Annotated in this window: 20 protein-coding genes; 7 read left to right on the top strand and 13 right to left on the bottom strand. The window is 67.1% G+C overall.

Translation table 11 applies throughout. The features are described from left to right. Positions 1–117: 117 nt before the first annotated feature. Together AB1Z25_RS10050 and AB1Z25_RS10045 are read right to left on the bottom strand one after the other, a co-directional pair. Positions 118–654 carry a hypothetical protein gene (locus tag AB1Z25_RS10050; RefSeq protein WP_486637148.1) on the bottom strand — a complete coding sequence of 179 codons (537 nt, stop codon included), beginning with the start codon at positions 652–654 and terminating at the stop codon, positions 118–120. Between the two features lie 78 nt (positions 655–732). Then, the gene (locus tag AB1Z25_RS10045) at positions 733–1260 is read right to left on the bottom strand and encodes an inclusion body family protein (RefSeq protein ID WP_486637147.1); all 528 of its coding nucleotides are present in this window, start codon (positions 1258–1260) and stop codon (positions 733–735) included. A gap of 247 nt (positions 1261–1507) precedes the next feature. On the opposite strand from AB1Z25_RS10045, the gene pbpC reads away from it, so the two are divergent. Together pbpC and AB1Z25_RS10035 are read left to right on the top strand one after the other, a co-directional pair. Next, positions 1508–3760 (top strand): penicillin-binding protein 1C, encoded by a 2253-nt coding sequence (pbpC, locus tag AB1Z25_RS10040; protein WP_486637146.1) that lies wholly within the window; start codon positions 1508–1510, stop codon positions 3758–3760. A gap of 73 nt (positions 3761–3833) precedes the next feature. After that, entirely contained in the window at positions 3834–4874 is a 1041-nt protein-coding gene (locus tag AB1Z25_RS10035) for a patatin-like phospholipase family protein (RefSeq protein WP_486637145.1), read from the top strand. A 164-nt stretch (positions 4875–5038) separates the two neighbouring features. On the opposite strand, the gene AB1Z25_RS10030 is transcribed toward AB1Z25_RS10035, so the two are convergent. The 3 genes from AB1Z25_RS10030 to yedE form a co-directional block, all read right to left on the bottom strand. After that, entirely contained in the window at positions 5039–6574 is a 1536-nt protein-coding gene (locus AB1Z25_RS10030) for a DUF3472 domain-containing protein (protein ID WP_486637144.1), read from the bottom strand. A gap of 138 nt (positions 6575–6712) precedes the next feature. After that, positions 6713–6952: a sulfurtransferase-like selenium metabolism protein YedF gene (yedF, locus tag AB1Z25_RS10025; RefSeq protein WP_019100738.1), complete on the bottom strand. Its 240-nt coding sequence runs from the start codon at positions 6950–6952 to the stop codon at positions 6713–6715. Next, entirely contained in the window at positions 6949–8160 is a 1212-nt protein-coding gene (gene yedE, locus AB1Z25_RS10020) for a selenium metabolism membrane protein YedE/FdhT (RefSeq protein WP_227108292.1), read from the bottom strand. The genes yedF and yedE overlap by 4 nt, the downstream gene beginning before the upstream one ends. Positions 8161–8535: 375 nt before the next feature. On the opposite strand from yedE, the gene AB1Z25_RS10015 reads away from it, so the two are divergent. Beyond that, positions 8536–9555, top strand: coding sequence for a transporter (locus AB1Z25_RS10015; RefSeq protein ID WP_107799168.1), 1020 nt, complete (start codon positions 8536–8538; stop codon positions 9553–9555). A 7-nt stretch (positions 9556–9562) separates the two neighbouring features. Here the strand turns inward: AB1Z25_RS10015 and AB1Z25_RS10010 are convergent, their stop codons facing one another. After that, entirely contained in the window at positions 9563–10468 is a 906-nt protein-coding gene (locus tag AB1Z25_RS10010) for a LysR family transcriptional regulator (protein ID WP_107799169.1), read from the bottom strand. 158 nt (positions 10469–10626) lie between these two features. On the opposite strand from AB1Z25_RS10010, the gene AB1Z25_RS10005 reads away from it, so the two are divergent. Next, on the top strand, positions 10627–12180 hold the full coding sequence (locus tag AB1Z25_RS10005) for an MFS transporter (RefSeq protein WP_486637143.1): 1554 nt from the start codon (positions 10627–10629) through the stop codon (positions 12178–12180). 182 nt (positions 12181–12362) lie between these two features. Here the strand turns inward: AB1Z25_RS10005 and AB1Z25_RS10000 are convergent, their stop codons facing one another. Continuing rightward, positions 12363–13028, bottom strand: coding sequence for an O-methyltransferase (locus AB1Z25_RS10000; RefSeq protein ID WP_107799170.1), 666 nt, complete (start codon positions 13026–13028; stop codon positions 12363–12365). A 144-nt stretch (positions 13029–13172) separates the two neighbouring features. Between AB1Z25_RS10000 and AB1Z25_RS09995 the strand changes: the two genes are divergently transcribed. Continuing rightward, complete coding sequence (locus AB1Z25_RS09995; protein ID WP_253314243.1) at positions 13173–13841, top strand: class I SAM-dependent methyltransferase; 669 nt, start codon at positions 13173–13175, stop codon at positions 13839–13841. Positions 13842–13994: 153 nt separating this feature from the next. Here the strand turns inward: AB1Z25_RS09995 and AB1Z25_RS09990 are convergent, their stop codons facing one another. Continuing rightward, the gene (locus tag AB1Z25_RS09990) at positions 13995–14930 is read right to left on the bottom strand and encodes a LysR family transcriptional regulator (protein WP_107799172.1); all 936 of its coding nucleotides are present in this window, start codon (positions 14928–14930) and stop codon (positions 13995–13997) included. Between the two features lie 86 nt (positions 14931–15016). Between AB1Z25_RS09990 and AB1Z25_RS09985 the strand changes: the two genes are divergently transcribed. After that, the gene (locus AB1Z25_RS09985) at positions 15017–15496 is read left to right on the top strand and encodes a GNAT family N-acetyltransferase (RefSeq protein ID WP_107799173.1); all 480 of its coding nucleotides are present in this window, start codon (positions 15017–15019) and stop codon (positions 15494–15496) included. Between the two features lie 141 nt (positions 15497–15637). Here AB1Z25_RS09985 and sbcC read toward each other — a convergent pair whose 3' ends face one another. From sbcC to AB1Z25_RS09970, 3 genes are all read right to left on the bottom strand, one after another. Further along, positions 15638–19063 carry an exonuclease subunit SbcC gene (gene sbcC, locus AB1Z25_RS09980; RefSeq protein ID WP_486637142.1) on the bottom strand — a complete coding sequence of 1142 codons (3426 nt, stop codon included), beginning with the start codon at positions 19061–19063 and terminating at the stop codon, positions 15638–15640. After that, the gene (gene sbcD, locus AB1Z25_RS09975) at positions 19060–20280 is read right to left on the bottom strand and encodes an exonuclease subunit SbcD (RefSeq protein ID WP_486637141.1); all 1221 of its coding nucleotides are present in this window, start codon (positions 20278–20280) and stop codon (positions 19060–19062) included. Before sbcD ends, sbcC begins: the two co-directional genes overlap by 4 nt. 73 nt (positions 20281–20353) lie before the next feature. After that, positions 20354–20827, bottom strand: coding sequence for a hypothetical protein (locus AB1Z25_RS09970; protein WP_227108260.1), 474 nt, complete (start codon positions 20825–20827; stop codon positions 20354–20356). Between the two features lie 209 nt (positions 20828–21036). Between AB1Z25_RS09970 and AB1Z25_RS09965 the strand changes: the two genes are divergently transcribed. Then, the gene (locus tag AB1Z25_RS09965; protein ID WP_235088768.1) at positions 21037–22143 is read left to right on the top strand and encodes an acyl-CoA dehydrogenase family protein; all 1107 of its coding nucleotides are present in this window, start codon (positions 21037–21039) and stop codon (positions 22141–22143) included. 230 nt (positions 22144–22373) lie between these two features. Here AB1Z25_RS09965 and AB1Z25_RS09960 read toward each other — a convergent pair whose 3' ends face one another. Beyond that, positions 22374–22568 carry a hypothetical protein gene (locus AB1Z25_RS09960; protein WP_107799178.1) on the bottom strand — a complete coding sequence of 65 codons (195 nt, stop codon included), beginning with the start codon at positions 22566–22568 and terminating at the stop codon, positions 22374–22376. Positions 22569–22699: 131 nt separating this feature from the next. Beyond that, positions 22700–23740, bottom strand: coding sequence for a histone deacetylase family protein (locus tag AB1Z25_RS09955; protein ID WP_486637140.1), 1041 nt, complete (start codon positions 23738–23740; stop codon positions 22700–22702). Positions 23741–23752: the final 12 nt, after the last annotated feature.

Here is a 23752-nt window from a genome sequence, read left to right as displayed (position 1 = left end):
CGGCGCCCCCTCTTTGGCCAATGTCAAAGAGGGGGCGCCGCAAGCGGGCAATGCCTCATGCCCGCGCGTCGACGGCTTGCGTTCAAGGCAGAGGTCGCCGCCTCCGGCAGCAGGCGCTTACGGAATGACGATGGACACGCTGAGCACGCGCGTTCCCAGCCTTTCTCCATGAGAGCCGTCAGACTTGGGGCGGCCGTAGAGATGGAGCGTGATGCGGAAATCTTCTCGGCCAGAGTCCGTCACATCATGAGCCCAGTAAAAAAACGATGCTTTTTCAGCATGGAGCCGCTCCATATTGATTTCGGAAGTGGCGGCATCCTGCTCGGGCAGCAACTGCCCTCTTTTGCAGAGGCATGGAGCGGTGATCGAGGTGGCTGCTTGCCCTCCGACACGGTCAACGGCATAGGGGATGATGCCCATTCCCTGACTTGGAGAGGCGCTCGCGCCATACCAGCGTATCGTATTCCCCACCCTGGCATCGGGCAGAGACAATAGGAGCAGACCATTCTGTAAACGCTCCTCGACTAGGGTATGACTGGAAAAAACCCGTACCGCGCCTTCATTGACCGCTGCGGGCGAATCCTCCTGCAGACCCAAGACGTTTTGCGGCACGTCCGGTTGCAGCGCCAGGGTCAAGTCGATAACCGGATTCATAATTCATCCTTACAATAGGTGAAGTGCCGGCAAGCTGAACAGTTTGCCGGCACTTCGGTTTCAATGAAATCTGATAGTTCAAGAAACCTGAATAACGGGATCCCAATAGAAATAACCAAGCGTTTTAACTTGATTGCCGCTTACTTGCTCGGTGATATAGAACCAAACCTGATAATTTTCAGTGCCCGTATCCGTTACGTTGCAGCCAAGATAGTAGTTCGGAATTTGTTGCGCCGTATAATTCAGCGGGTCCACCACTTTGTCCGCATTCTGATTGGGAATGGGCACCCAAGGTCTGGACTCGGTCGGAACCGGGATGGAGGTCACCTGACTGCCGGAGAATTTTTGAATTTTGTAAACGATAACGCTTTGGCTGACGTTTGAAGACAAAGACAGTGCGCGCCACCGGATCACGTCATCCACCTCGGCCTTCACCGCCAAATCAGCGGAAGCTTGTCCGCCTGTTACAAAGCGGCTCTCCGCCACCATGTAAACGTCCTGATGGGCGATGCCGGTTGGCTGGCCAGAGTTTTGGCTTGGGCCAGGATACTTGTTGAGAATGGTTTGCGTATCGAACACCATTTCAATGTTGACAATATTACTCATTCCTTCCTCCACATGTAGATCATTAATTAGGAGAGGCCGCTTCGCCCCAAGGTCTTTTATTGATACAACAGGATCAAGAGAATAGAACCTAGTGCAAATACCTAATTAACAGCATGCAAAATATTTAATTGCAGATTAAAATGTTTTATTACGTAATATCGCAACCACAATCAATTACCGTAAAGACCACATGCAATGCATGCTCCACTTTCATGCCATCCACTCAGCCACAAACTCGGTCTCGCACATGACGCGCATCCTCCCTCTTCGACTGCTGCGCTCTAAACCTTCACGCCAAGCCTGCCTTTGGGAGCAAACCTCCATAAAGAGGGGGCAGTGGCTGGCCGCGCTGATTCTGTGCGGCGCCGCCGCGCCGGCGCTGGCCCAGCCCAGTTTTCAGCAGGTCAAGGCCGAATGGCGGCCGTCGGACGTGGTGGTGCTGGACCGCAACGGCCAGCCGCTGCAGCGGCTGCGGGTGGACAAGCAAGGCCGGCGGCTGGATTGGGCGGGCCTGGCCGATACCTCGCCGGCCTTCCGCCACGCGCTGGTGGTGTCGGAAGACCGGCGCTTCTATCAGCACAGCGGCGTGGACTGGTCCGGCGTGGCCGCCGCGGCCTGGGGCAATCTGTGGAACACCCGCACCCGCGGCGCGTCCACGCTGACCATGCAGCTGGCCGGCCTGCTGGATAACGATCTCAAGGTGGGCCGCAACGGCCGCAGCCTGTGGCAGAAAATGGGCCAGGGCTGGTCCGCCGCCTGGCTGGAAACCCACTGGAGCAAGGCGCAGATCCTGGAGGCCTACCTCAATCTGGTCGGCTTCCGCGGCGAGCTGGTGGGCCTGTCCGCCTTGTCCGCCACCTTGTTCGGCAAACTGCCGGCCGGCCTCAATCTGGAAGAATCCGCCATCGCGGTGGCGCTGATCCGCGCGCCCAACGCCGCGCCGGACAAAGTGGCCGCCCGCGCCTGCCGCATCCTGCAGGACATGCGCCGCCAGCCCAATTGCGCGGCGCTGGCGGTGCGCACCCGCCAGGCGCTGGCGCAGAGCCGCGCCGCCAATCCGCTGGCGGAGCAGGACGCGCCCCACTTCGCCCAAAAGCTGCTGCAGCGCCAGCCCTTGACGGCCGGCAGCCGCATCGCCTCCACGCTGGACCTGGGCCTACAGCGCTACGCCGCCTCGGTATTGCGCCGCCATCTGGCCGCGCTGGCTCAGCGCAATGTGCAGGACGGCGCGCTGGTGGTCTTGGACAACGCCAGCGGCGACATCCTGGCCTGGGTGGGCTCCAGCGGCCGCGGCCTGTCCAACGCCGCCGAAGTGGACGGCGTCACCTCGCTGCGCCAGGCCGGCTCCACCCTCAAGCCCTTCCTCTATCAGCTGGCGCTGGAGCGACGCTACCTGAGCGCCGCCTCCCTGCTCGACGACAGCCCGCTAAGCCTGCAAACCGGCGCCGGCTTGTACGCGCCGCAAAACTACGCCAAGGACTTCAAGGGCCTGGTGTCGGCGCGCACCGCGCTGGCCTCCTCCCTCAATGTGCCGGCGGTGCGCGCCATCGAAATGGTGGGCCCCAACGCGCTGCGCGACCGCCTGTACCGGCTGGGCCTGAGCAGCCTGCAGCAGGACGGCGACTATTACGGCTTCAGCCTGGCGCTGGGCGCCGCCGACATCCGCCTGCTGGAGCTGGCCAACGCCTACCGCACCCTGGCCAATCAGGGCCTGGCCAGCCCGACCCGCTGGACGCTGGCGGACCCCAAGCCCAAGCCGCAGCGGCAGCTGGACGCCGCCAGCAGCTTCATCATCGCCGACATCCTATCCGACCGCACCGCGCGCGCGCGCGCCTTCGGCCTGGAAAGCGCGCTGTCCACCCGTTACTGGAGCGCGGTCAAGACCGGCACCAGCAAGGACATGCGCGACAACTGGGCGGTGGGCTTCTCGCGCCAGCGCACGGTGGCGGTATGGGTGGGCAACGCCGCCGGCGAGCCGATGTGGGACGTGTCCGGCATGCACGGCGCGGCCCCTGTGTGGCAGGCGGTGCTGGACCGCGCGCAGCAAGGCGCGCCGGCCTCGCTGCCGCCATCCCCGCCGGCCGGCGTGGTGAGCCAGAACGTGCGTTATGAAGGGGATGTGGAAGCCAGCCGCCGCGAATGGTTCCTGGCCGGCACCGAACGCGCGCTGATCGTGCCGGAGCGCGGCAGCGCCGCCAGCCAGGCGCCGGGCATCGCCGCGCCGGTGGACGGCAGCGTCTACGCGCTGGACCCGGATATTCCGCCGGCCAATCAGCGCCTGTTATTGCGCGCGCGCGGCGTGGCCCGCCCGCAATGGTGGCTGAACGGCAAGCGCCTGGGCGCCGGCGCCAGTCTGGCCTGGTTCCCCTGGCCCGGCCGCCACGCCTTGGAACTGCGCGACGCCAAGGGCCTGGTGGTGGAAAAGATCCGTTTCGAAGTGCGCGGCGCGGTGGCCACGCCTGGCCGAAAGGCCGGCAAGCCCGGGCCCCGCGTCAACTAATAGCGGCAAACGCCGCGCCATGCCGTACACATAAATGGCGAGTCATTCCCATTTCAACGACAAGGAGCGGCATATGAAATATTCATTCGAAAACCTGGCGCTGTCCGGCGGCGGCGTCTGGGGCATCGCCTACCTGGGCATGCTGGAGGAACTGGAGCGGGCCGGCGCGCTGGCGCAGATCCAGCGCGTGGTCGGCGCCTCCGCCGGCGCCATCTCCTCCATGCTGATCAGTTTCCGCCTCAGCGCGGCCAAGACCCAGGAACTGTCCGACTCCCTCGACTACAGCAAGATCCCGCAAAAAGCGGCTGAGCCGGCCACGCCGCAACTGCAGGCCGCGCACAAGGCCTTCCAGGCCCAGCTGGCCCTGCAGCCGCACGCCAAAAACATCTCGCTCGAAGACTTCATCTGCCTGTTGCGCCTGTTCAACAAGAAAGGCTGGTATTCCAGCGACTACTTCTACCACTGGCTGAAAGGCGTGGTCGCCAGCCAGTTCAAGGACGGCCGGCCGGACAAAAAATACACCTTCGCCGACTTCGCCAAGCCGGCGCTGCACAAAAACGACCAGCCCTTCCGCCAGCTCCACGTGATAGGCTGCGACGCCAACGCCCATCAGGCCAGAATATTCTCCGCCGAGCTGACGCCGGACGTGGAAGTGGCCGAGGCGGTGCGCATCTCCATGTCCATCCCCTTCTTCTTCGAAGCGCAAAACTTCAGCTACCCCGGCCAGCCAGCCGGCGTATTCGTCGACGGCGGCACCATCTGGAACTACCCGATCAACTTCTTCGACGACAAGTACCCAGCAAAGCCCAAGCAGGGAGAAGATGATGAGGAGGAGGAGAAAACCTTCGGCGCCCGTTTCGACGCGCCGCCGGGCAAGCCGTCTTCGGACGCCAACCTGATCCAGCACATCCAGAACATCGCCCAGAGCGCCTGGCAAGCGCAAAACCTGAACTATCAGTATTCGCCGCGGGATCAGGCGCGCAGCATCAATATCCCCACCGAAGGCGTCTTGGCCACGGACTTCAATATCAAGACCGGCGACGACAAGTATCAGCGGCTATTCCAGGCCGGCGCCGCCGCCACCCGCGCCTTCCTCGCCAGCTGCGAAAGCTAAGAAGCGGCTCAAAGACTCGCGAGCAAGCGCGAGACAAGGCGAAAACGGCTGAGAAAGCGGAATGGTCAAGCGGTACATGAGCGTTTCGAAGGTGTTTTCAACGCCGTATCGCCGCAGCGCAGCAGATCGTAACAGCCGCCCGCGCCTGACGGCGCGGGCTACGCTCACTCCGCGGCCAGCAAACGCCAGCGCTGATTCGCGCCGCCGTGGCAGCTCCATTGAATCAGTTGCTGGCCGGCTTGGGACGAGGCATTGGCCACGTCCAGGCATTTGCCGGCCTGCGCGCCCGCCAGGCTGTACGCGCCGGCTCCGTCCGCCTTCAGGCTGAAGCGCTGATTGGCCTGGCCGCTGCACGGCCACTGAATCAGCTTGCCGCCGTCCTGCTTGGCGCCGCCCTCCACGTCCAGACACTGCCGGGAATGCGCGGCGATCAATTGATAGCCGTCGCCGCTGGCGGCCAGCTGCCACACCTGGTTTTGCCCGGCGGCGGCCTGCTGAACGACGGCCGCGCCGGCGGACGCGCTATTGTCCTTGACCGTCAGCCACAGCCCGCTGCTCAGGGACTGCAGCCGGTAAGACTTGCCCGCCTGCGGCCCGACGGCGCTGCTGTCTATCAGCTTGCCGGCGCGCGCGTCGCTGCGGTCCAGCACGTCGGTCACGGTCAGATTCACTTGCAGCTTGGCCGGCGTCGGCGTTCCCGCCGGCAGCTTCAAGCTGGCCGCGCGGCGCTCGCCGGCGATTTCGCCGCCCTGCGCCAGGATCTTGCCGCTGGCCGCGTCGCTGACGCTGAGCTGGTATTTAAACTGCGGCGCGCCATAGGGGCTGGTTTGCCAGCTCGCCGTCACCGCGCGCGCGGCGGCGTCGTAAGCGGCGTTCAACTGATCGATCTTGGCCGGATCCGCTTCCGGCGCCGCCGGACGCCGGGCGGTGGAAATCAACGGCGATTGGAAGCCGGCCAGCGGCGCGCCCTGCTGCATCACAAAGCGGCCCTGTGCGGACACCGCGTGTTGCTTGGCCTGAGCCGGCGTCAGTTCCGTGACGGTGGGCGTGGCGCGATTGATCGCCTGCCAGCCCTGAGCGCCGCGCGCCCAGACATCGTAATACTCGGCGCTGCGGGTCACCTCCTTGGCCTGGCCGCTCCAGTTCTCGATGAAGCTGTTGGCGGACTGGGCGGCGAAGTCGATATTGGCCGCCGGGAAATCGAAAGTGGCGTGATGGGTCCAAATCCGCGTGGCCGCGTCCCGCGTCCACATGCCAAAGTAAGTGTGGCCGTTTTGCTGCCAATTGCGCACCAGGGACGTTACCGGCTGGCCCAGCGTCCACTTGGTCTGCAAATCGAAATACTTCAGCCCCTCGCCCTCGCCGCCAAAGCGCTCCACCTTGGCGCCGGGCTTGGCGTACACCGCGCGTATCGGCACGCCGTGCACCGACACCGGGTCCCAGATTGAAAAGATATAGGCCGGCGCGCCGTTGTTGTGGCTCTGAATGCCGGTATAGCCGCCGGCATCGCGGCCGCCGTTCCAACCCAGGGTCTCGTAATAAGTGTGCTGATGCGTGTTCAACACCTTCACCGTCATCATCAGGATGTCGGCGGACACATTGGGATAGTTGAGATGGGCGGACCCGGTGCCGGCCAGCGCCGGCGCAATGGGAACACAGACAAGAGCCAAGCGGGCGAGACCGCGGCTGAATGAGTACATGGCAACACCTTTATTCAATAAGGGAAACCAAGGCCGGCCGCATACGACAACGGCCTGCCGCCAAAACACTTAATAAGTGAGTGAACGACAGGCCGTCGGGTTCCGCCCCAGCGGCGGAATGGCACTATTTACACAGGCTCAACGCTGGATCAGATAACGTATCGTCGGGCCGTCCTGCTGGATTTCCAGCACGGTGTAGCCATGGTTCTTGGCGTCCAGCGGGATGTTGTTGATCGACTGCGGGCAATCGGTCACCACCTCCAGGATTTCGCCCGGCTGAAGCTGCGGCATCGCCTCCAGCGTGGCCACCGCCGGATACGGGCAGGGCTCGCCCATCATGTCCAAACGGTAATTTGGGGTATAACTCTGCTTGCTCATGCCGCCTCCTTGCTGAATCTAGCCGCCTGCGCCTTATTGGCGAAAAAGCGTTTTTCCCACCACATCACCGCCAGCATCGCCAGCGCCAACATCGCGTAAGTGAGCACCAGGCCGCCTTGCGGGCCAAACACCGCCAGCAGGTTGACCTTGGCGTAATCAGTGGCCACCGCCGGCGCGATATCGTCCCACCATGCCGCCAGCAAGGTGGCGCCGACGATATTGCCCAGCCCCACCCACCAGTAATGCACCTGGCCCTCCACCGCGCGATACATCCAGCCGGTTTCGCAGCCGCCGGCCAGCACGATGCCGAAGCCGAACAAGACCCCGCCTATCACCGCATTGGGGCCGGCCCACAGAATCTTGGGCGGCACGCCCAGCTGCACATAGCTGTACACGCCGATCACGCTCACCGCCATGCCGGCGATGATGGCCTTGGCCATCTGGGTGCGGCCGGTCAGCCACAAATCGCGGAAGGCTGAGGTGAAGCACACCTGCGCGCGTTCGATGATCAGACCGAAAGCCAGGCCGAACAAGGCCGCCAGCCCCAGCTTGGGCATGGAGAAGGTGCGGGCCAGCGCCCACAGCGTGAAGGCGACGAAAATCAGCATGCCCAGGCGGAAACGACGCCGCGCCTGGTCCTCGCGCTGCTGCAAGGGCTGCGGCGCGCTCACCTTCTGCAGCTTCACCGGAATGCGGAACACCGGCAGCATGGTCACGCGCGCGCCCAACCAGGAACCGGCCGCGGTGGCCAGCGCAAACAACCAGGCATGCAGGGAAAACTGCGGAATGCCGGTGAAGAAGGCCGCCAGATTGCAGCCCATGGCCAGCCGCGCGCCAAAACCGGCGATCAGGCCGCCCAGCACCGCCTGCGCAATGCGGACGCGATGATGCGGCATGCGCAGCTTGACGTTGTTGGCCCACAAGGCCGCGGACAGACAGCCGGCGAACATGCCTATGATCATCATGCCGTCCACGCGGTCCAGCGGCGTGCCCTCAAGATGGATCACCTTGAAATAGCCCCAGGTTTCCGGATGGAAGCCAAACAGCTGCAAGGCGTGGCCGCCCCAGCGCGTGAACTCCCCGGTCACCGCCCAGAAAGTGCCGGTAATGCCGAAATAATATGCGGACAACACCCCGGCGGCGATCACCGCCGGCACCGGCGCCCAGAAGCGCACCAGGTATTGCGTCTTGAAATCCTGCCAAGTCATGGCTCAGACGTCTCCCAATAAAAAAACCTGCCCGCGGGCAGGGTCAAAAATATACGGTTGGCATTGTAGAACAGTGCGTGAACCATGTCAGCGCCGGATTGTCTCACCCGCCGCCTATCGCAGGCAAACCCAAAGCCGGCCGGACTTGATCTGACGCGGCACGGCGGACGCGCGTCGGGCTTGCCGGCTGGTACTGATTAAAACCAAATCCCTTTGGCATCAAAGCCTTCGCACAGGCCAGAAAAACATATTAAGCACCCAGATATCAAAGCCCCCCCCAAAAAACTTCAGCCCCCTCCCCTTCATCTCATCGTCACCATTTCGTCATCCGCCGCGCCTAAGCTGAGCTGTATTCCACCATGTCGGCCGTGCGCCATGAACCACGTCATTACCCAGCAGCAATACGGCTCGGACCAGGCCGGGCTGATCTGCGGCTTTCGTTTTCATCCGGATTGCGCCGGCGAAGAGATCGATTCCGCTCAGGCGCAAGCCTGGCTGCGCGCGCCGCCGGACGGCGACGCCTTTCTATGGCTGCATTTCAATCTGGCCAATGCCGCCAGCGAACGCTGGCTGCGCGCGGCCTTGCCCTTGCAGGAGGATTTTTTCGAGGCCTTGCGCGGCGGCTCCAACTCCACCCGCATCGAATTGCTGGATCAGGCCTTGCTGGCGGTGATCAACGACGTGGCTTTCAGCTTTGGCCTGGCCTCGTCGGACATCGCCACCCTGTGGGCGCATGCTCAGCCGCGGGTGCTGATCACCGCGCGCGTCAAGCCGCTGCATTCGGTGGACCGGCTGCGCGCGGCGGTGCGCGCCGGCGCGGCCTTCCGCTCGCCGGCGGCCTTGCTGGTTCATTTGCTGCAGAACCAGGCGGACGCGCTGGCCGGCATTGTGCGCGCCAGCGGCGCGCAGGTGGATGTGCTGGAAGACCGGCTGCTGGCGCAAAGGCTGGACGATCAGCGCGCGCAGCTGGCGGCGATGCGGCGTTCCCTGGTGCGCTTGCAGCGCCTGCTGGCGCCCGAGCCCAGCGCGCTGTTCCGCCTGCTGAACCGGCCGCCGGCCTGGCTGGACGCGGCCGACGCGCAGGCGCTGCGTCAGTCTTCCGAGGAGTTTGCGCTGACGCTGAACGATCTGGCCGCCTTGGTGGAACGGATCAAGCTTTTGCAGGAAGAACTGGCGGCGCGCCTGAACGAGCAGAGCAACCGCACCCTGTTCACGCTGACCCTGGTGACGGTGCTGGCGCTGCCCATCAATATCGTCGCCGGTTTCTTCGGCATGAACGTGGGCGGCGTGCCGCTGGCCAATCATCCGCACGGCTTTTGGGTGCTGGTGCTGCTGGTGGCCGGCTTCAGCCTCTTGGCCGCCTGGTGGGCTTTCCGCCGTCAGCGCGGCGCGTAGGCGGCGCTCACGCCGCCCCGCCCGCCGGCGCGAACATGCGCTGGCATAGGAAGTCCACGAAGACGCGCAGCTTGGGCGACAACTGGCGGCTGGACGGCCACAGCACATGGAACATGCCGGTCTGGCCCAGATAGGGCTCCAGCACGATTTGCAGCCGGCCGGCGGCCAGCGCGTCGCGCACGATGAAGTCCGGCAAGTACGCCAGGCCCTGATTCTGGCTGGCGGCGCAGATCAGCGCCTCGATATTGTTGCAGCTCAAGGCGCTGCTCGGCGGCCAGTCCTGGCCGGCCGGCGCGCCGTCCAGCGCCCAGGTCTGCAGCTTGCCGGTGCTGGGGAAGCGATAGCGCAGGCAGGCGTGATGGGCCAGGTCCTCCGGGCTTTGCGGCGCGCCGCGCTCGCGCAGATAGCCCGGCGAGCCCACCACCAGCAGACGGAAGGGCCCCAAGGGCCGCGCCATCAGCCGGGAATCCGCCAATGGCCCGCTGCGCACCACCGCGTCCAGGCCCTCTTCTATCACGTCCACCATGCGGTCGGAAAAATCCAGGTCCAGCTCCACTTCCGGGTAACGCTGCATGAAGTCCGGCAGGATGGGCAGCAGCATGCGATAACCCACCACCGGCAGGCTGACCCGCAGCTTGCCGCGCGGCGCGGCGCGGCTCTGCGCCAGTTCGGCCTCGGCGTCGTCGATATCGTCCAGGATGCGGCGGCAGCGTTCGTAGAACAATTCGCCCTCCGCCGTCAGCCGCACATGACGGGTGCTGCGCTGGAACAGCCGCACGCCCAGTTTTTCTTCCAGCCGCGCCACGCTCTTGCCCACGGCGGACGAGGACACGCCCAGCGCGCGGCCGGCGCCGACAAAGCTTTGCGCCTCCGCGGCGCGTACAAAAGCGGCCAAACTGCTCAAACTATCCATGCCCATGTCCTTATTGAGGATTTTTTGTCCGCTTAATTTGGACACATCGCCTGTTTTTCGTCAATTGCCGTCAAATTATCATGTGTTCGCCCAATGACCATCCGCATCCGCCCGCCGCGCCGCGCGGGCGCTTGTCCCACTCTTTGAAAGGCGAAATCATGCATCCCTCCAAACCGGCGCCCTCCCAACGCGCTCCTTTACTGACCCTGGCCGCGGTCTGCCTGGCCGCGCTGACCACGCCGCTCAGCTTCACCGGCCCGGCGCTGGCCTTGACCGCGATAGGCCGCGAGCTGGGCGGCGACGCGCTGGCCCTGACCTGGGTCACCAACGCTTTCATGCTCACTTTCGGCGGCTGCCTGATGGCGGCCGGCGCGCTGGCCGATCAATACGGCCGCAAACGGGTGTTTCTGCTCGGCATTGGCCTGTTCTCCCTGTCCTCGCTGGGCTTGTTCCTGGTCGGCAGCCTGCTGTGGCTGGACTTGCTGCGCGCGGCCCAGGGCCTGGGCGCGGCACTGTCCTTCGCCAGCGGCCTGGCGGCGCTGGCGCAAAGCTTCGCCGGCGCGGCGCGCACGCGGGCCTTCAGCCTGATAGGCACCACCTTCGGCATCGGCCTGGCTTTTGGCCCCTTGCTGTGCGGCTATCTGATTCAGGCGCTGGGTTGGCGTTCCATCTTCGCGCTGGCCGGCCTGGTGGGCCTGCTCGCCTTGGGCCTGGCCGTCTATTGCATGCGCGAATCGCGCGACCCTCAGGCCGCCGGCCTGGATTGGCCGGGCGCGCTCAGCTTCACGCTGGCGCTGAGTCTGCTGACTTACGGCGCGCTGGCGGCGCCGGAGCTGGGCTGGAGCAGTCCGCGGGTGATTGCCCTGCTCTTGGGGTCCGCGGCGGCGTTCTGGCTGTTTGTGGCGCTGGAGCGCCGCGCGGCGCGTCCCATGCTGGACCTGAGCCTGTTCCGCTATCCGCGCTTTGTCGGCGTGCAATGTCTGGCCGCCGCGCCGGCTTACGCCTTCGTGGTCTTGCTGGTGCTGCTGCCACTGCGCCTGGTGGGGGCGGAAGGCGTCAGCGAGGCGGAGGCCGGCCAGGTGATGCTGGCCTTGTCCGCGCCCATGCTGGCGCTGCCGCTGTGCGCGGCCTGGCTGACGCGCTGGCTGTCCGCCGCGGTTCTGTCCGCCGGCGGCCTGCTGCTGTGCGCGCTGGGGCTGTGGTGGCTTAGCCGCTATCCGCAGCTGTCCGCGCTGCAACAGACCTTGTGGCCCTTGCTGCTGATAGGCGTGGGCATCAGCCTGCCCTGGGGCCTGATGGACGGTCTGGCGGTCAGCGTGGTGCCCAAGGAGCGCGCTGGCATGGCCGCCGGCATATTCAGCACCACGCGGGTGGCGGGCGAAGGCATTGCGCTGGCCTTGGTGGGCGCGCTGCTGGCGGCCCTGCTGCAACAACGCCTCGCCCCCTTGTCCGCGGCGGCGCCCCAGGCGCTGGCCGCGGCCGCCAGCCAGGGGGCGCTGGGCAAGCTGGCCGCCGTCGGCGAGTTCTTGCCCGGCCTCGCGCCGGAGGCGCTGTCCCAGGCTTACGCCGCCGCCTTCCAACGGCTGCTGACGGTGCTGTCCGCCCTGACCGTGCTCAGCGCGCTGGTGGTGGCGCTGTTCCTGCGCGGCGTCGCTCAGACGCAGACGGAGGAAACGGACGCGAATCCGGCGCTGGACTCCGCCTGCTCTTGAGCGCGGGCGCCGGCTTGCCTTCCCGCGAGCCGGCGCTCGGAACGTGTTTACGATCTTGCGAGCTCAGGCGAGACAAGGCGAAAACCGCTGAGAAAGCGGAGTGTACACACGGGACATCAGCATTTCGAAGCGGTACTCACCGTGTCACGTCTCACGACGCGCAGCAGATCGTAAACAGCTTCTCAGGCCGTTTCATTGACGATGGCGATGGAAAACCCGTCCCAACCCTTGACGCCCACGGTTTGCAGCGCGGTGGCGGTCAGCCGCGGCTCGGCGCCCATGTCTTCTATGAAGCGGCGCACGCCGCGCACGCCGGGGTCTTGGCTGACCACATTGGCCACCGCCCCGCCGCGCGCCACATTGTCGCCGACGATGGCGGCGCCGGGGCGCGCCAGCTTCAGCGCCCATTCCAGATAAGCCGGATTGTTGGGTTTGTCGGCGTCGATGAAGATCAGATCGAAGGGCTCGCCCCCGGCCAGCAGCGGCAGGCTGTCCAGCGCCGGGCCTTCCCGCAGTTCCACCTTGTCCGCCACGCCGGCGGCGGCCAGATTGGCCCGCGCCGTGTCCGCGTGCGCCGGATTGGCTTCCAAGGTCACCACCCGGCCGTCTGCCGGCAGCGCCCGCGCCAGCCAGATGGTGCTGTAGCCGCCCAGGGTGCCGATCTCCAGCACCCGCCGCGCCTGCATCAAACGCGCCAGAATATGCAGAAAGCGCCCTTGCAGCGGCGACACGTCCTGCGCCGGCAGGCCGGCGGCGGCATTGGCCGCCAGCGCGCCGTTCAAGACGCCGTCCTCCACCCGCAGCGCCGCGGTGTAATAGCGGTCCAGACCGCTCCATTCTGCTTGCATCGGCTTCTCCTGGCGCGGCCGCCCCGAACAACGGCCCGGCTTGACCGCGCATGCTTGAAGCCACCATGATAAACGCATTTCAGGCCCAGCCGCCGCCACGCCTGTCATTGCGCCCAGGGCGCCTCGTTTTTAAGGGGAAAAGGTATGGACAGATTTCAAGGCGGCGGGTCCGACGGCTACGACGAGCGCATCGCCAGGCTGATTCCGGGCTACGCCCTGCTGCACCAATTGAGCGAGGCCTTGCTCGCCGGCCTGTTGCCCGCCGATGCGCGCGTGCTGGTCGTCGGCGCCGGCACCGGCAGCGACACCCTCGCGCTGGCGCGGCGGCATCCCGGCTGGCGCTTTTGCGCGCAAGACCCGTCCGCCGACATGCTGGCCATTGCGCGGCGGCGCCTGGAGCAAGCGGATGTCGCCGGCCGCGTGGATTTCCGTCCCTGCGCGCTGGACGCCTTGCCGGAAACGGAGTTCGACGCGGCGCTCTGCCTGCTGGTGCTGCATTTCCTGCCTTCTCCGGCCAAGCGGGCGCTGCTGAGCGCCGCCCGTTCCAGGCTGCGGCCGGAGGCCCCGCTGCTGCTGGCCGACCTTGCCGCGGCCCCATCCGCCGCGCTGGCCGCCGCCGGCGGCCACGCTTCTCAAAGCCTGGGCATGAGCGCGGAGGACGCCGCCCAGATGCGGCTCAAGCTGGAGCGCGATTTCCACCCCTTGACCGAGGCCGAACAGCGGGCCTTGCTGCAAAACGCCGGTTTCGCCGCGCCGGAGCGCTATTTCCAGGCCCTGCGCATCCAGGGGCATTGGACGCGACGGCTGGGCTGAGCCGGCGCTAAGAGCCTGTTTACGATCTGCTGCGCGTCGTGGACGCCTTACGCGGCGAGTACGGCGTCAGAATGCTCGTCCGCCACTGGAACACTCCGCTTCTTCGGCCGCAACGCCTTGTCTCGCTCTCGCTCGCAAGAGCGTGAACACCTTCTAAGCCTGAAGCGATGGCGCGCAGGCGCGCAATTGCGCGCGCAGCCAATCATGGGCGGCGCTGCGGCCGTGGCGGGCGTGGCTGTACACCTTGAGGGTGTAGGACGGGATATCGAACGGGGCGGCGTGGACGGCGATGGGCGCGGCCTGGCTCAAGGCCTGCGCCGCCAGCCGCGGCAGCGTCATGATCCATTCGGACTCCGCGATGATGAAGGGCGCGGCCAGCACCGACGGCAGTTGCAGCGCCACGTCGCGGCGCAGGCCCCGGCGCTCCAGCGCGCGATCGATGCCGCCGCGGCTTTCTCCCCAGGGCGTCACCACCACGTGGCGCGCCGCCAGGTATTGATCCAGGCTGAGACCGTCCCGGATGCGCGGATGGGCGCGGCTGACGATGGCCACGTAGCGGTCTTCCAGCCAGTCGAAGCTTTCAATCCCGGCCGCCGGCTCCGCAATCTCCTCGACATAACCCAGCGCGAAGTCTATGCGGCCGGCAGCCAGGTCCTCGGCGGACTCGCGGCCGCGGGAATGCACCAGCTTGAAACGCAGCCGCGGCGCAGCCCGCTGCAAGCCCGCCAGCAGGCGCGGCATCACCGCGAAGGCGGTGTAGTCGGTCACCGCGATCACAAAAGCCCGTTCGCTGCGCTCCGGCTGGAAACCGCCGGCCTCGGCCAGCCCCTGCGACAGCGTTTCCAGCGCGGCGCTCACCGCGCCGGCCAGTCTTTCCGCGTAGGCGGTGGGCTGCATCGCATTGCCGATGCGCACAAAGAGATCGTCGCCCAGGGCGGCGCGCAGCCGCGCCAGCGCGTGGCTGAACGCCGACGGGCTCATCGCCAGTTCGTCGGCGGCGGCGCTGACCGAGCGCTGGCGCAGCAAGGCGTCGAAGACCAGCAGTAGATTGAGGTCCAAGCGGCGCAGGTCGGAATGCAGGATGTTCATCATGACTTGAAAACAATGCAGCGCATGCAGTTTGTCTTGGCCGTAGTATAGCGCTTAATCCATTCACCACTATTCAGGTTCCGTCCATGTCCATCCATATCCGCCCCGCCCAAGCCCAAGACGCCGCGCTGATCCTGCGCCTCATCAAGGAGCTGGCCGTCTACGAACGCGCCGGCGATCAAGTGGCCGCCACCGAGGACAGCATCGTCTCCAGCCTGTTTGGCGCGGACAGCCCGGCGCGGGCGCTGATTTGCGAGGTGGACGGCGAACCGGCCGGCTACGCCGTCTACTTCTTCAGCTATTCCACCTGGCAAGCCAAGCAGGGCCTGTATCTGGAAGACCTGTATATTTCGCCGCGGCAACGCGGCGGCGGCGCCGGCAAGCTGATGCTGCGCCGCCTGGCCCAGCTGGCGGTGGAACACGGCTGCGGCCGCTTCGAATGGAGCGTGCTGGACTGGAACCAGCCGGCCATAGACTTTTACCTGTCCATCGGCGCCAAGCCGCAGGCGGAATGGGTGCGTTACCGGATGGACGGCGCCGCGCTCGCCGACTTCGCCGCCGGCTGAGGCGGGCCTGTTCATGGTCTCCAAGCCAGAGCGAGGCGAAAACCGCTGAGAAAGCCGAATGCACACGCGGCGCATCAGCATTTCGAAGCGGCGCTCACCCGGCCGCCTCTCAACGACGCGCAGCCGATCGTGAACAGCTTCTTAGCCGCTCACCGTCAGCGCGGAGCAACCGGCGGCGCCGGCCCGGCCCACCCGGATCTGCACCGGGATGCGCTCCTTCAAGGCTTCCACATGGCTGATCACGCCTATGGTCTTGCCGCCGGCGTTGAGCGCGTCCAGGGCGTCCAGCGCCAGTTCCAGCGTGTCGCCGTCCAGAGTGCCGAAGCCCTCGTCCAGGAACAGCGAATCGATCGAGGTTTTGTGACTGGCCAGGTCGGACAAGGCCAGCGCCAGCGCCAGGCTGACCAGGAAGCTTTCGCCGCCGGACAGGGTGCGGGTGTCGCGCGCGGCGTCGGCCTGCCAGCTGTCGACGATTTCCAGCTCCAGCTCGCCGTCGGCGCGGCGGCGCAGCCAATAGCGGCCGTGCAGCCGGCTCAGGTGGCGGTTGGCCAGCGCCACCAGATGCTCCAGCGTCAGACCCTGGGCGAAACGGCGGTATTTGTCGCCGCCGGCGGAGCCGATCAGGCCGTTCAAGCGCTGCCAGACGTCGGCCTCCTCGCGCAGGCCGTCGATGCGGGCGAACAGCTCGCGCTGGCCGTCGCGGCGCGCGGCGTCGTTGTCGAGCAAGGCGCGCAAGGCGCCGTCCTCGCCGGCCAGGCTTTGCCGCTCGGCGTCCAGCGCTTCCATGCGCTGGCGCAATTCCGGTTCCGGCTGCGGCGAGGCGTTGTCCCGCTCCAGCGCCGCCAGCCGTTCCGCGGCCTGTTGCCGCAGCGCCGCAGCGCTCAGCCTTTCCCGCTCCAGTTGCCGGCCGAGCGCGCTCAAGCGCTCGCGCTCGGCCTCCGGCAAGGCCGCCGCCAGAAAGGCGGCGGCGTCCGCAAACGGGCTGGCGGCCAAAGCTTGGGCCCAAGCCTGTTCCGCGTCCTCGGCGCGCCGCCGCTGGCGCACGGCATCGCTCTCCGCCCGTTCCAGCGCGCCCTGGATCTGGGCCAGGGTCCGCGCGGATTCCTCGCAATCCGCGACCGCGGCCAGCCAGGCGGCCTCGGCGTCGCCGTCCTCCTGCGGCGGCGCCCCGTCCGGCAACCGCAGCGCCCGCCAGCGCGCGTCCCAATCCGCGACGCGTTCTCCGGCGAGCCGGTGCGCGGCGGCCTGGGCCTCCGCGTCGGTTTCCGCTTGCCGGCGAGCCTGTTCCAAATCTTTCCAGTCCCGCCAATCGGCGGCGCGCTGTTCCAGCCAGCCGGCCTCCTGCCCCGCTTCCGGGGCGTCGAAGCCCGCGGCGGCGATGTCGGCGTCGCGGCCGCCGGCCAGTTCCCTCAGCTCGGCCTCGCGCTGCGCGAGCTCGTCCCGCAGCGTTTGCAGGCTCTGCTCCAGGCTATGCAGGCCGTGTTCTTGCAAGGCCCGTTTCTGGCCCAGCGCCTGAACGGCCTCGCTTTGCCGCCGCGCGTCCGCGCGCGCCCGTTCCAGCGCCGCTTCCGCCTGTTCGGCGGCGCGCAGCGCGCTTTCCTGCCGCAGCTGCAGCCCTTCCGCGTCCCGGCAAGCCTGTTCCAGCCGCGGTCCGCGCCAATCCCCGTCCGCCAGTCCCCAGGGCGCGCCCTCGCTCAGCCATTGCGCGGCCAGGGTTTCGCGGCGCGCTTGTTCCTGTTCCGTCGCCGCGTCCAGCTGGCGCAGCTGCGCTTCGTCGCGCGCCAGCTGCGCCGCCGCCTGCTGGCCTTGTTCTCGCAGCGTCTCCAGCGCGGCCTCCTTGGCGTTCAGGGCCGCTTCGGCGGCGCCGATGTCCAGCGCCTGATAGGCGGCCACCGCCGGGTGCTCGCAAGCGCCGCATAAGGGGCAGGGTTCGCCCGGCCGCAAGGCGGCGCGGTGCTGTTCCAGGCTGAGAATGCGCCGCTCCTGCTCCAGCAGCCGCCGCTTGTCCGCCGTTTGTTCCTGCGCCAGCCGGTAATCGGCGCGCAGCCGCTGCAAGTCGGCGTCGCGGCGCGCTCGCTCGGCCTCCTGCGCCGCTCTTTCCTCGCGCCGTCCGGCCAGCCGCTCTTCCAGCGGCTTCAGTTCGGCGGCCAGCGTCGCCAGGCCGCGCAAGGCCGTGTTTTGGCGCAGCGCGCGCTGCCATTGCTCGCGCCATTCGGCCAGGCTGCGGCCGTCCAGCGCCGCCCGGCCGCTCTCTTCCGCCCGCCGCAGCGCGGCGGCGGTCTCCAGGCCGCGCCCTTCCGCCGCCTCGGTCTCCGCGTTCAAGGCCGCCAAGCCCTGGCGCTGGTTCAGCGTCCGGGCGTCCAGCTCCGCGACGCGCGCGGCGCAGCCGTCGCGCTGTTGCCGCAAGCGCTGCTGCTGATCGAAACCGGCGCGCCAACGTTCCAGCAACTCGCCCAGGCGCGCGCGATGGCTCAGCCGCCGGGCGGCGGCCTCTTGCTCCTCCGCCGCGGCCTTGAGCGCGTCCAGACGCGCTCCTTGGGTCCGCTCCAGCCGGCGGGCCTGGCTCAAGGCCCGCCAATGGCCGGCCTGCCAGTCCGCGTTCCGCGCCGCTTGCGCATGGCCAAGCGCCTGGCTTTCCGCGCTCAGACGCAGCAGCTCCGCCCGCGCCTGCTCCGCTTCCCGCCATTGCGGCAGGATGCGCCGCGCCGGCTCGTCGCGGCGCAAACACGCCAGTTCCGGCTCCGCCCGCGCCTCCTGCTCGCTGGCCCGCCGCCACGCCTCGTCGGCGTCCGCGCTCTGACGCCGCGCCTGTTCAAGGGCTTCGCGCCACTGCCATTGCTTGCGCGCCAGCTCCCAGTCCGCCTGCGCCTGGCGCGAGGCCGCGCCCAGCGCGGCCAGCCTGGCCTCCATGTCCGCGCGCCGCTCCGGTTCCAGCAACTCCACGCCGTCGGCGCGCGCCTGCCATTGCTCCAGGGTCTGGCGCGCGTCGCGGGCGCGCTCGAACACCTGTTGCGAGATCAGGCCGTAGATTTCGCTGCCGGTCAGTTCTTCCAGCAGTTCCGCGCGCGCGTTGGCGTCGGCGTTGAGGAAGGCGGCGAAACCGCCTTGCGCCAGCAGCATGGACTTGGTGAAGCGTTCGTAATCCAGCCCGGTGATGGCTTCGACGCGCTTGAGCTTGTCCGCCACCTGGCTGCTGAGGATCTCGCCGTCAGCGTCGGCCAGCTCCACCTTGGGCGCTTGCAGCGCGCCGTCCGGCTTGTCGCGGGCGCGGCGCTGGCTCCAGAAGGCGCGGTAACGCCGGCCTTTGACTTCGAACTCCACCTCCGCCAGGCAGTCCGCGGTGTGTCGGCTCATGATGTCGTTGCTGCCCTGGGTCACCGCGTCCAGCCTTGGCGTCTTGTGGTAGAGCGCCAGGCAGATGGCGTCCAGCAAGGTGGATTTGCCGGCGCCGGTGGGGCCGGTGATGGCGAACAAGCCGCTGCCGGCGAAGGGCTCGGCGCTGAAATCCAGCTTCCATTCGCCTTGCAGCGAGTTGAGGTTTTTCAGGCGCAGGCTCAGTATCTTCATGCCTGTTCCTCCCGCAAGGCGGCCAGGGTTTCGCGATAGCGCAGCCGCAGTTGCTCCTGCAGCGGCGGATCAAGGGTTTCCAGCGCCAGCCGGCGCTCGAACACGTCCAGCGGCGTCAGTTCGTCCAGGGTTTCGCCAGCGGCCGAGGCCAGCCCTGAGGCGGCCTGCCCGCGGTCGCGCCGCACGCGCAAGAGCTCCAGCGGCAGATCGGCGCACAACGCCTGCGCGCGGGCGGACAGATCGCTCAGGTAGTCGTCGGCGCTGACCACGATTTCCAGCCAGACCGGCCGTTCCGCGCTGCCGGCCTCCGCCGCCTGCGCCAACAGCGCCGGCAACTGCGCCAGGCTGCCGCGCACCGAACGCAAGGGCTGGAAGCAAGGCACCGCCAGCGGCCGGACGGAGCCTAGGCCCTGCTCGTCCAGCTCCGCCAACAACACTTCCTTGCCCTGGCCGGCTTCGTCGAAGCTCAGCGGGATGGGCGAGCCGCTGTAGCGGATGTGCTCGTGGCCGCCCACTTTCTGCGGCCGGTGGATGTGGCCCAGGGCGATGTAGTCGGCCGGCGGGAAGGCGTTGCTGGGAAAGGCTTCCAGCGCGCCGACGTAGATTTCGCGCACGGATTCGCTGGCGCTGGCGCCCACCGTGGTCAGATGGCCGCTGGCGACGATGGGCAGGGGCAGATCCAATTGTTCGCGGCGGCGGAGCGCTTGCTCGTACACCTGCCGGTAGCGTTCGCGTATGGCGTCCTGCAAGGATTGCTGCTTTTGCTCGGCGCTCTGGCCGGCCTGGCTGCGCAGCACGTCGCGCGGGCGGATATAGGGCAAAGCGCACAGCAGCGCGCCCGGCTCGCCGTCGCGGCGCTTGAGCATCAGGACCTGATCGGCCGGGTCCTCGCTCAGGGCCGGCACCACGCTGGCTGACAGATAGGACAGCAGCGCGCGGCTTTCCGCCAGCGTGGCCACGGAGTCGTGATTGCCGCCCAGCAGCACCAGTTGCACGCCGGAGCGATGAGCGGCGGCGATCAGGCCGTTGTAGAGTTCGCGCGCGTAGCTGGGCGGCGCGCCGGTGTCGAAAATGTCGCCGGCCACCAGCACGACGTCGGCCCGGTGGACGTCGGCCTGCTCCAGCAGCCAGTGGATGAAGGCCTGGTGCTCCGCCAGGCGGGTTTTGCCGATGAAATGCTGGCCCAAGTGCCAGTCCGAGGTGTGGAGGATGCGCATGCCGGCCGCTGTGTGGGTTCAATGCCCGGCAGTTTACCGGCTTGCCGCGTCCCGTCCAGTCCCGGACCTCGGCTCAGTCGCCCCACTTGAGGCTGAGACCCAGCCCCTGGCAGTTTCTGTCGTCCGGCGCGCAATTGCTGTTGCGGGTATGCAGCTGCAAGGCGCTGTCCGCGCATTGCGGCGAATAGGGGTCCTGATCGCAAAGCTTGGCGCTGCCCATGGGCTGGGGCGGCGCGGAGGCGTAGGCGCGCTCGGCGCCCTTGGGCTGGCAATAGGCATAGCCGGGATGGCTTTGGCAGTCCACCGGCGTCTTGGGCTCTTGCTTGCTGCGCAGCGCCTGGTCCGCCAGCAGGCGGGTGCGCTCGGACGGCGGATAGCTGAAGCGTTTGCTGTCGTAGCCCAGGCTCCAGCCCGGCGGCGGCTTGGCCGCGGGGCTCGCCGTTTCGGGCGGCGTCGGCTTGAGATCCAGGTCCAGCGCCAGGCTGGGGCCTGCCAGGCCTAGCGCGGCCAGCAGCAGGCCAAGGGATAGAGTGGGAGATGCGCTCATCGGAACCTTTCCCCGTTCCGCGCTTATGAACTACCCGCGCCAAAGCGCGGCGGGAACGGTGTCAATGAAAAAAAGATAGAGCCGCGATGGTGCGGACAAGTTCCGCCGCGCGCTCAATCGGCAAGGACAGATGTCATGCTGTACACATAGACAGCGCCGTCTATCCCGCCCAGAATGCCGCTGAAATCAACCACGCCCCTCCCCGCGCCATGCACCAAGCCGAATCCCTCGCCCTGCTCCGCCGCGTAGACCAACGCGTCCGCCTGCAACTGTCGCCGCTGGCCGCCGCCATCGATCAGCAAGGACATTATCCGGAGGAGATATTGCGCGGCCTGGGCGAAGACGGCGCCTACGCGGCCTTATTGCCGACGGAAGCCGGCGATGGGCCGGGCCTGGCCGCGGCGATGGCGGCCATCGCCGAAGTCGGCGCGGTTTGCGGCAGCACCGCCTTTCTGGCCTGGTGCCAGAGCGCCAGCGTCTGGCTGCTGCGCCACGCGGCGCCGCGGGCGGAGCTGAGATCGCTGATGACGGAACTGGCCGCGGGCCGGCGCCTGGGCGGCCCTGGCCTGTCCAACGCCATCAAGCACCTGGCCGGCCTTGAGCCGCTGCGGCTGCATGCCGAACCTTGCCCCAGCGGGTATCGGATATCCGGCGATCTGCCCTGGGTGTCCAATATCGGCGGCGGCCATGTGTTCGCCGCGGCGGCGGCCGCTTCGGACGGCGGCAAGCTGGTCTTCGTCGCCGATTGCGACGCGCCGGGGGTACGGCTCTGCGACGGGCCGCCCACCGCCGGCATGGCCGGCACCCGCACATTGAGCGTGAGGCTGGACAAGGTGTTGGTGCCCGCCGAGCGGGTGGCGGCGGAACCAGCCGACTTCGCCGCCTTCATACGGCGCGTCCGCCCCGGCTTCGTGCTGGCGCAGGCGGCGGCGGGCCTGGGCATTGTGCAAGGCTGCCTGGACGACATCCAGGAAGCCAATCTGCGCGACGGCGAGCAGAATCGCTGGCTGGACCACTCGTATCAGGATCTGGCGGCCGAACTGGCCGGTTTGTGGCGCGAGGCGAAAACGCTGGCGCCTCAGGCCGAGGCGGGCCAGGTTCAACCCTTGAGCGTGCTGCGCTTGCGCGCCGCGGTGGGCGAATTGTGTCTGCGCGCGGCGATGTCGGCTCAGCTGCACGCCGGCGCGGCCGGCTTTCTGCTGTCGCATTCGGCGCAGCGCCGGCTGCGCGAGGCCAGCTTCATCGCCATCGTGACGCCGACGCTGAAACAGCTGCGACGCGAAATCGATCTCGCGGAACAGGCGCAGCCGGCTTAGAAGCCGTTCAAAATCCGCCCCGCCTCGCGCTGCGCAACGCAGGATAAGGCTTTGCCGGCGGGTCTTGGAACGTGTTTACGATCTCGCGAGCTAAGGCGAGACAAGGCGTTGCGGCTGAGAAAGCGGAATGTACGAGGGGCGCGCGAGCATGCCGAACGCCGGCGCTCGCCGCGCCACGCCACGCCTCACGAAGCGCGGCGGACTTTGAATGGATTCCTTGGAACGGGCGCTTAGTGGCGTAGATAGGCGAACAGCCCCACCAGCGCGATACAGGCGATCAACGCCGCATGCAGCAAGACTTCCTCCTGTCGGGCGCTGAGCCGCCATTTGACATGGCGTTTGCCCGCCAGGGGCAGGTTGGGCGAAAAATGCTGATAAAACGCGCTGGGACTTCGATCTGCGGAGTCGGGATGGCCGCTTTTCATGAGAAATAACTCTGAAGTTGTCGGGTGTAAGCAATTTTACACCCGCCACTCTATGCTTTTTACATTTTTTTCACAAGTTCGGCTTGCCGGCTGGCGGCCCGGCGATTTATTCGCCGCCGGGCTGACCCAGGTCAAACGCCTACGCCGCCCGCCTGGAAGCCCGTCAACACATTCACCGCGTTGACGCCGATATCGTCCACCATATAACCGCCCTCCATCACGAACAGCGTCGGCAAACCCAGCCCGGCGATGCATGCGCCCAGGCGCAGGAAGTCTTCGCTCTCCAGGCGGAACTGGCTGATCGGGTCATCCTTGAAGGTGTCCACGCCCAGCGACACCACCAGCGCGTCCGGCGCATAAGCGGCTATTTGCCCGCAAGCGTGGCGCAAGGCTGCGCCGTAGGCCGGCCAGCCGGTACCGTGCGGCAGCGGGTAATTGTGATTGAAGCCCAGGCCGGCGCCCCGCCCCCGCTCGTCGCGATGGCCGGAAAAATACGGGTAGGAGGATTTGGGATCGCCGTGCAAGGACAGAAACATCACATCGTCGCGCTCGTAAAAAATGCTCTGCCCGCCGTTGCCGTGATGGTAGTCCACGTCCAGCAAGGCCACCTTGGCCGCGCCGCCGTCCAGGCAGGACTGCGCCGCGATCGCCGCGTTGTTCAGATAGCAGTAGCCGCCCATATACTCGGCGGCCGCGTGGTGGCCGGGCGGGCGGCACAGCGCGAAGGCGCTTTTCTCTCCCGCCAGCAAGGCGTCCATGCCGGTCAAGGCCACGTCGGCGCTGGCACGCGCCGCCCTCCAGGTGCCGGCGGTGATCGCCACCCCGGCGTCCATCGCGTAAAAACCCAGCTTGCCGTCGATGAATTCGGGTTCGATGTCGCCGCGCAGATCCCGCACCGGCCAGATCAGCGGCAAGGCGTCGTGGCTGCGGCCGGCGGCGGTCCATTCGTCCCAGGCCCGTTCCAGAAAACGAACATAGCGCCGGCTGTGCACGCGGGCGTAACGTTCGCTGTCGTATTCGCTCGGCGCGGCCACCGGGCCCAGCCCCGTCGCCCTCACTCGCGCCAAGATGGTGTCGGCGCGCCCCGGCTGCTCGAAACAGGGCATCAAGACCCCGTCTTTCAACTCGCAACCATGGTGCAGATGGTGCGCGTCGCTGTAAATCGTCAACATCGCCGTCCCTCC

The organism is Chromobacterium sp. HL1 (assembly GCF_057418835.1).
The sequence above is the reverse complement of the archived record's forward strand: the minus strand, read 5'-3'. Positions and strand labels throughout refer to the sequence as shown.

Bases quoted from the DNA above. Each gene is read 5' to 3' on its own strand.
- AB1Z25_RS10050 (WP_486637148.1), bottom strand. From the start codon at position 654: ATGAATCCGGTTATCGACTTGACCCTGGCGCTGCAACCGGACGTGCCG.
- AB1Z25_RS10030 (WP_486637144.1), bottom strand. From the start codon at position 6,574: ATGTACTCATTCAGCCGCGGTCTCGCCCGCTTGGCTCTTGTCTGTGTT.
- yedF (WP_019100738.1), bottom strand. From the start codon at position 6,952: ATGAGCAAGCAGAGTTATACCCCAAATTACCGTTTGGACATGATGGGC.
- AB1Z25_RS09960 (WP_107799178.1), bottom strand. From the start codon at position 22,568: ATGAAAAGCGGCCATCCCGACTCCGCAGATCGAAGTCCCAGCGCGTTT.
- AB1Z25_RS10045 (WP_486637147.1), bottom strand. From the start codon at position 1,260: ATGAGTAATATTGTCAACATTGAAATGGTGTTCGATACGCAAACCATT.
- AB1Z25_RS10015 (WP_107799168.1), top strand. From the start codon at position 8,536: ATGAACCACGTCATTACCCAGCAGCAATACGGCTCGGACCAGGCCGGG.
- AB1Z25_RS09995 (WP_253314243.1), top strand. From the start codon at position 13,173: ATGGACAGATTTCAAGGCGGCGGGTCCGACGGCTACGACGAGCGCATC.
- AB1Z25_RS09970 (WP_227108260.1), bottom strand. From the start codon at position 20,827: ATGAGCGCATCTCCCACTCTATCCCTTGGCCTGCTGCTGGCCGCGCTA.
- AB1Z25_RS10005 (WP_486637143.1), top strand. From the start codon at position 10,627: ATGCATCCCTCCAAACCGGCGCCCTCCCAACGCGCTCCTTTACTGACC.
- AB1Z25_RS09990 (WP_107799172.1), bottom strand. From the start codon at position 14,930: ATGAACATCCTGCATTCCGACCTGCGCCGCTTGGACCTCAATCTACTG.
- AB1Z25_RS09955 (WP_486637140.1), bottom strand. From the start codon at position 23,740: ATGTTGACGATTTACAGCGACGCGCACCATCTGCACCATGGTTGCGAG.
- pbpC (WP_486637146.1), top strand. From the start codon at position 1,508: ATGACGCGCATCCTCCCTCTTCGACTGCTGCGCTCTAAACCTTCACGC.
- sbcD (WP_486637141.1), bottom strand. From the start codon at position 20,280: ATGCGCATCCTCCACACCTCGGACTGGCACTTGGGCCAGCATTTCATC.
- AB1Z25_RS10035 (WP_486637145.1), top strand. From the start codon at position 3,834: ATGAAATATTCATTCGAAAACCTGGCGCTGTCCGGCGGCGGCGTCTGG.
- AB1Z25_RS10000 (WP_107799170.1), bottom strand. From the start codon at position 13,028: ATGCAAGCAGAATGGAGCGGTCTGGACCGCTATTACACCGCGGCGCTG.
- AB1Z25_RS09965 (WP_235088768.1), top strand. From the start codon at position 21,037: ATGCACCAAGCCGAATCCCTCGCCCTGCTCCGCCGCGTAGACCAACGC.
- sbcC (WP_486637142.1), bottom strand. From the start codon at position 19,063: ATGAAGATACTGAGCCTGCGCCTGAAAAACCTCAACTCGCTGCAAGGC.
- AB1Z25_RS09985 (WP_107799173.1), top strand. From the start codon at position 15,017: ATGTCCATCCATATCCGCCCCGCCCAAGCCCAAGACGCCGCGCTGATC.
- yedE (WP_227108292.1), bottom strand. From the start codon at position 8,160: ATGACTTGGCAGGATTTCAAGACGCAATACCTGGTGCGCTTCTGGGCG.
- AB1Z25_RS10010 (WP_107799169.1), bottom strand. From the start codon at position 10,468: ATGGATAGTTTGAGCAGTTTGGCCGCTTTTGTACGCGCCGCGGAGGCG.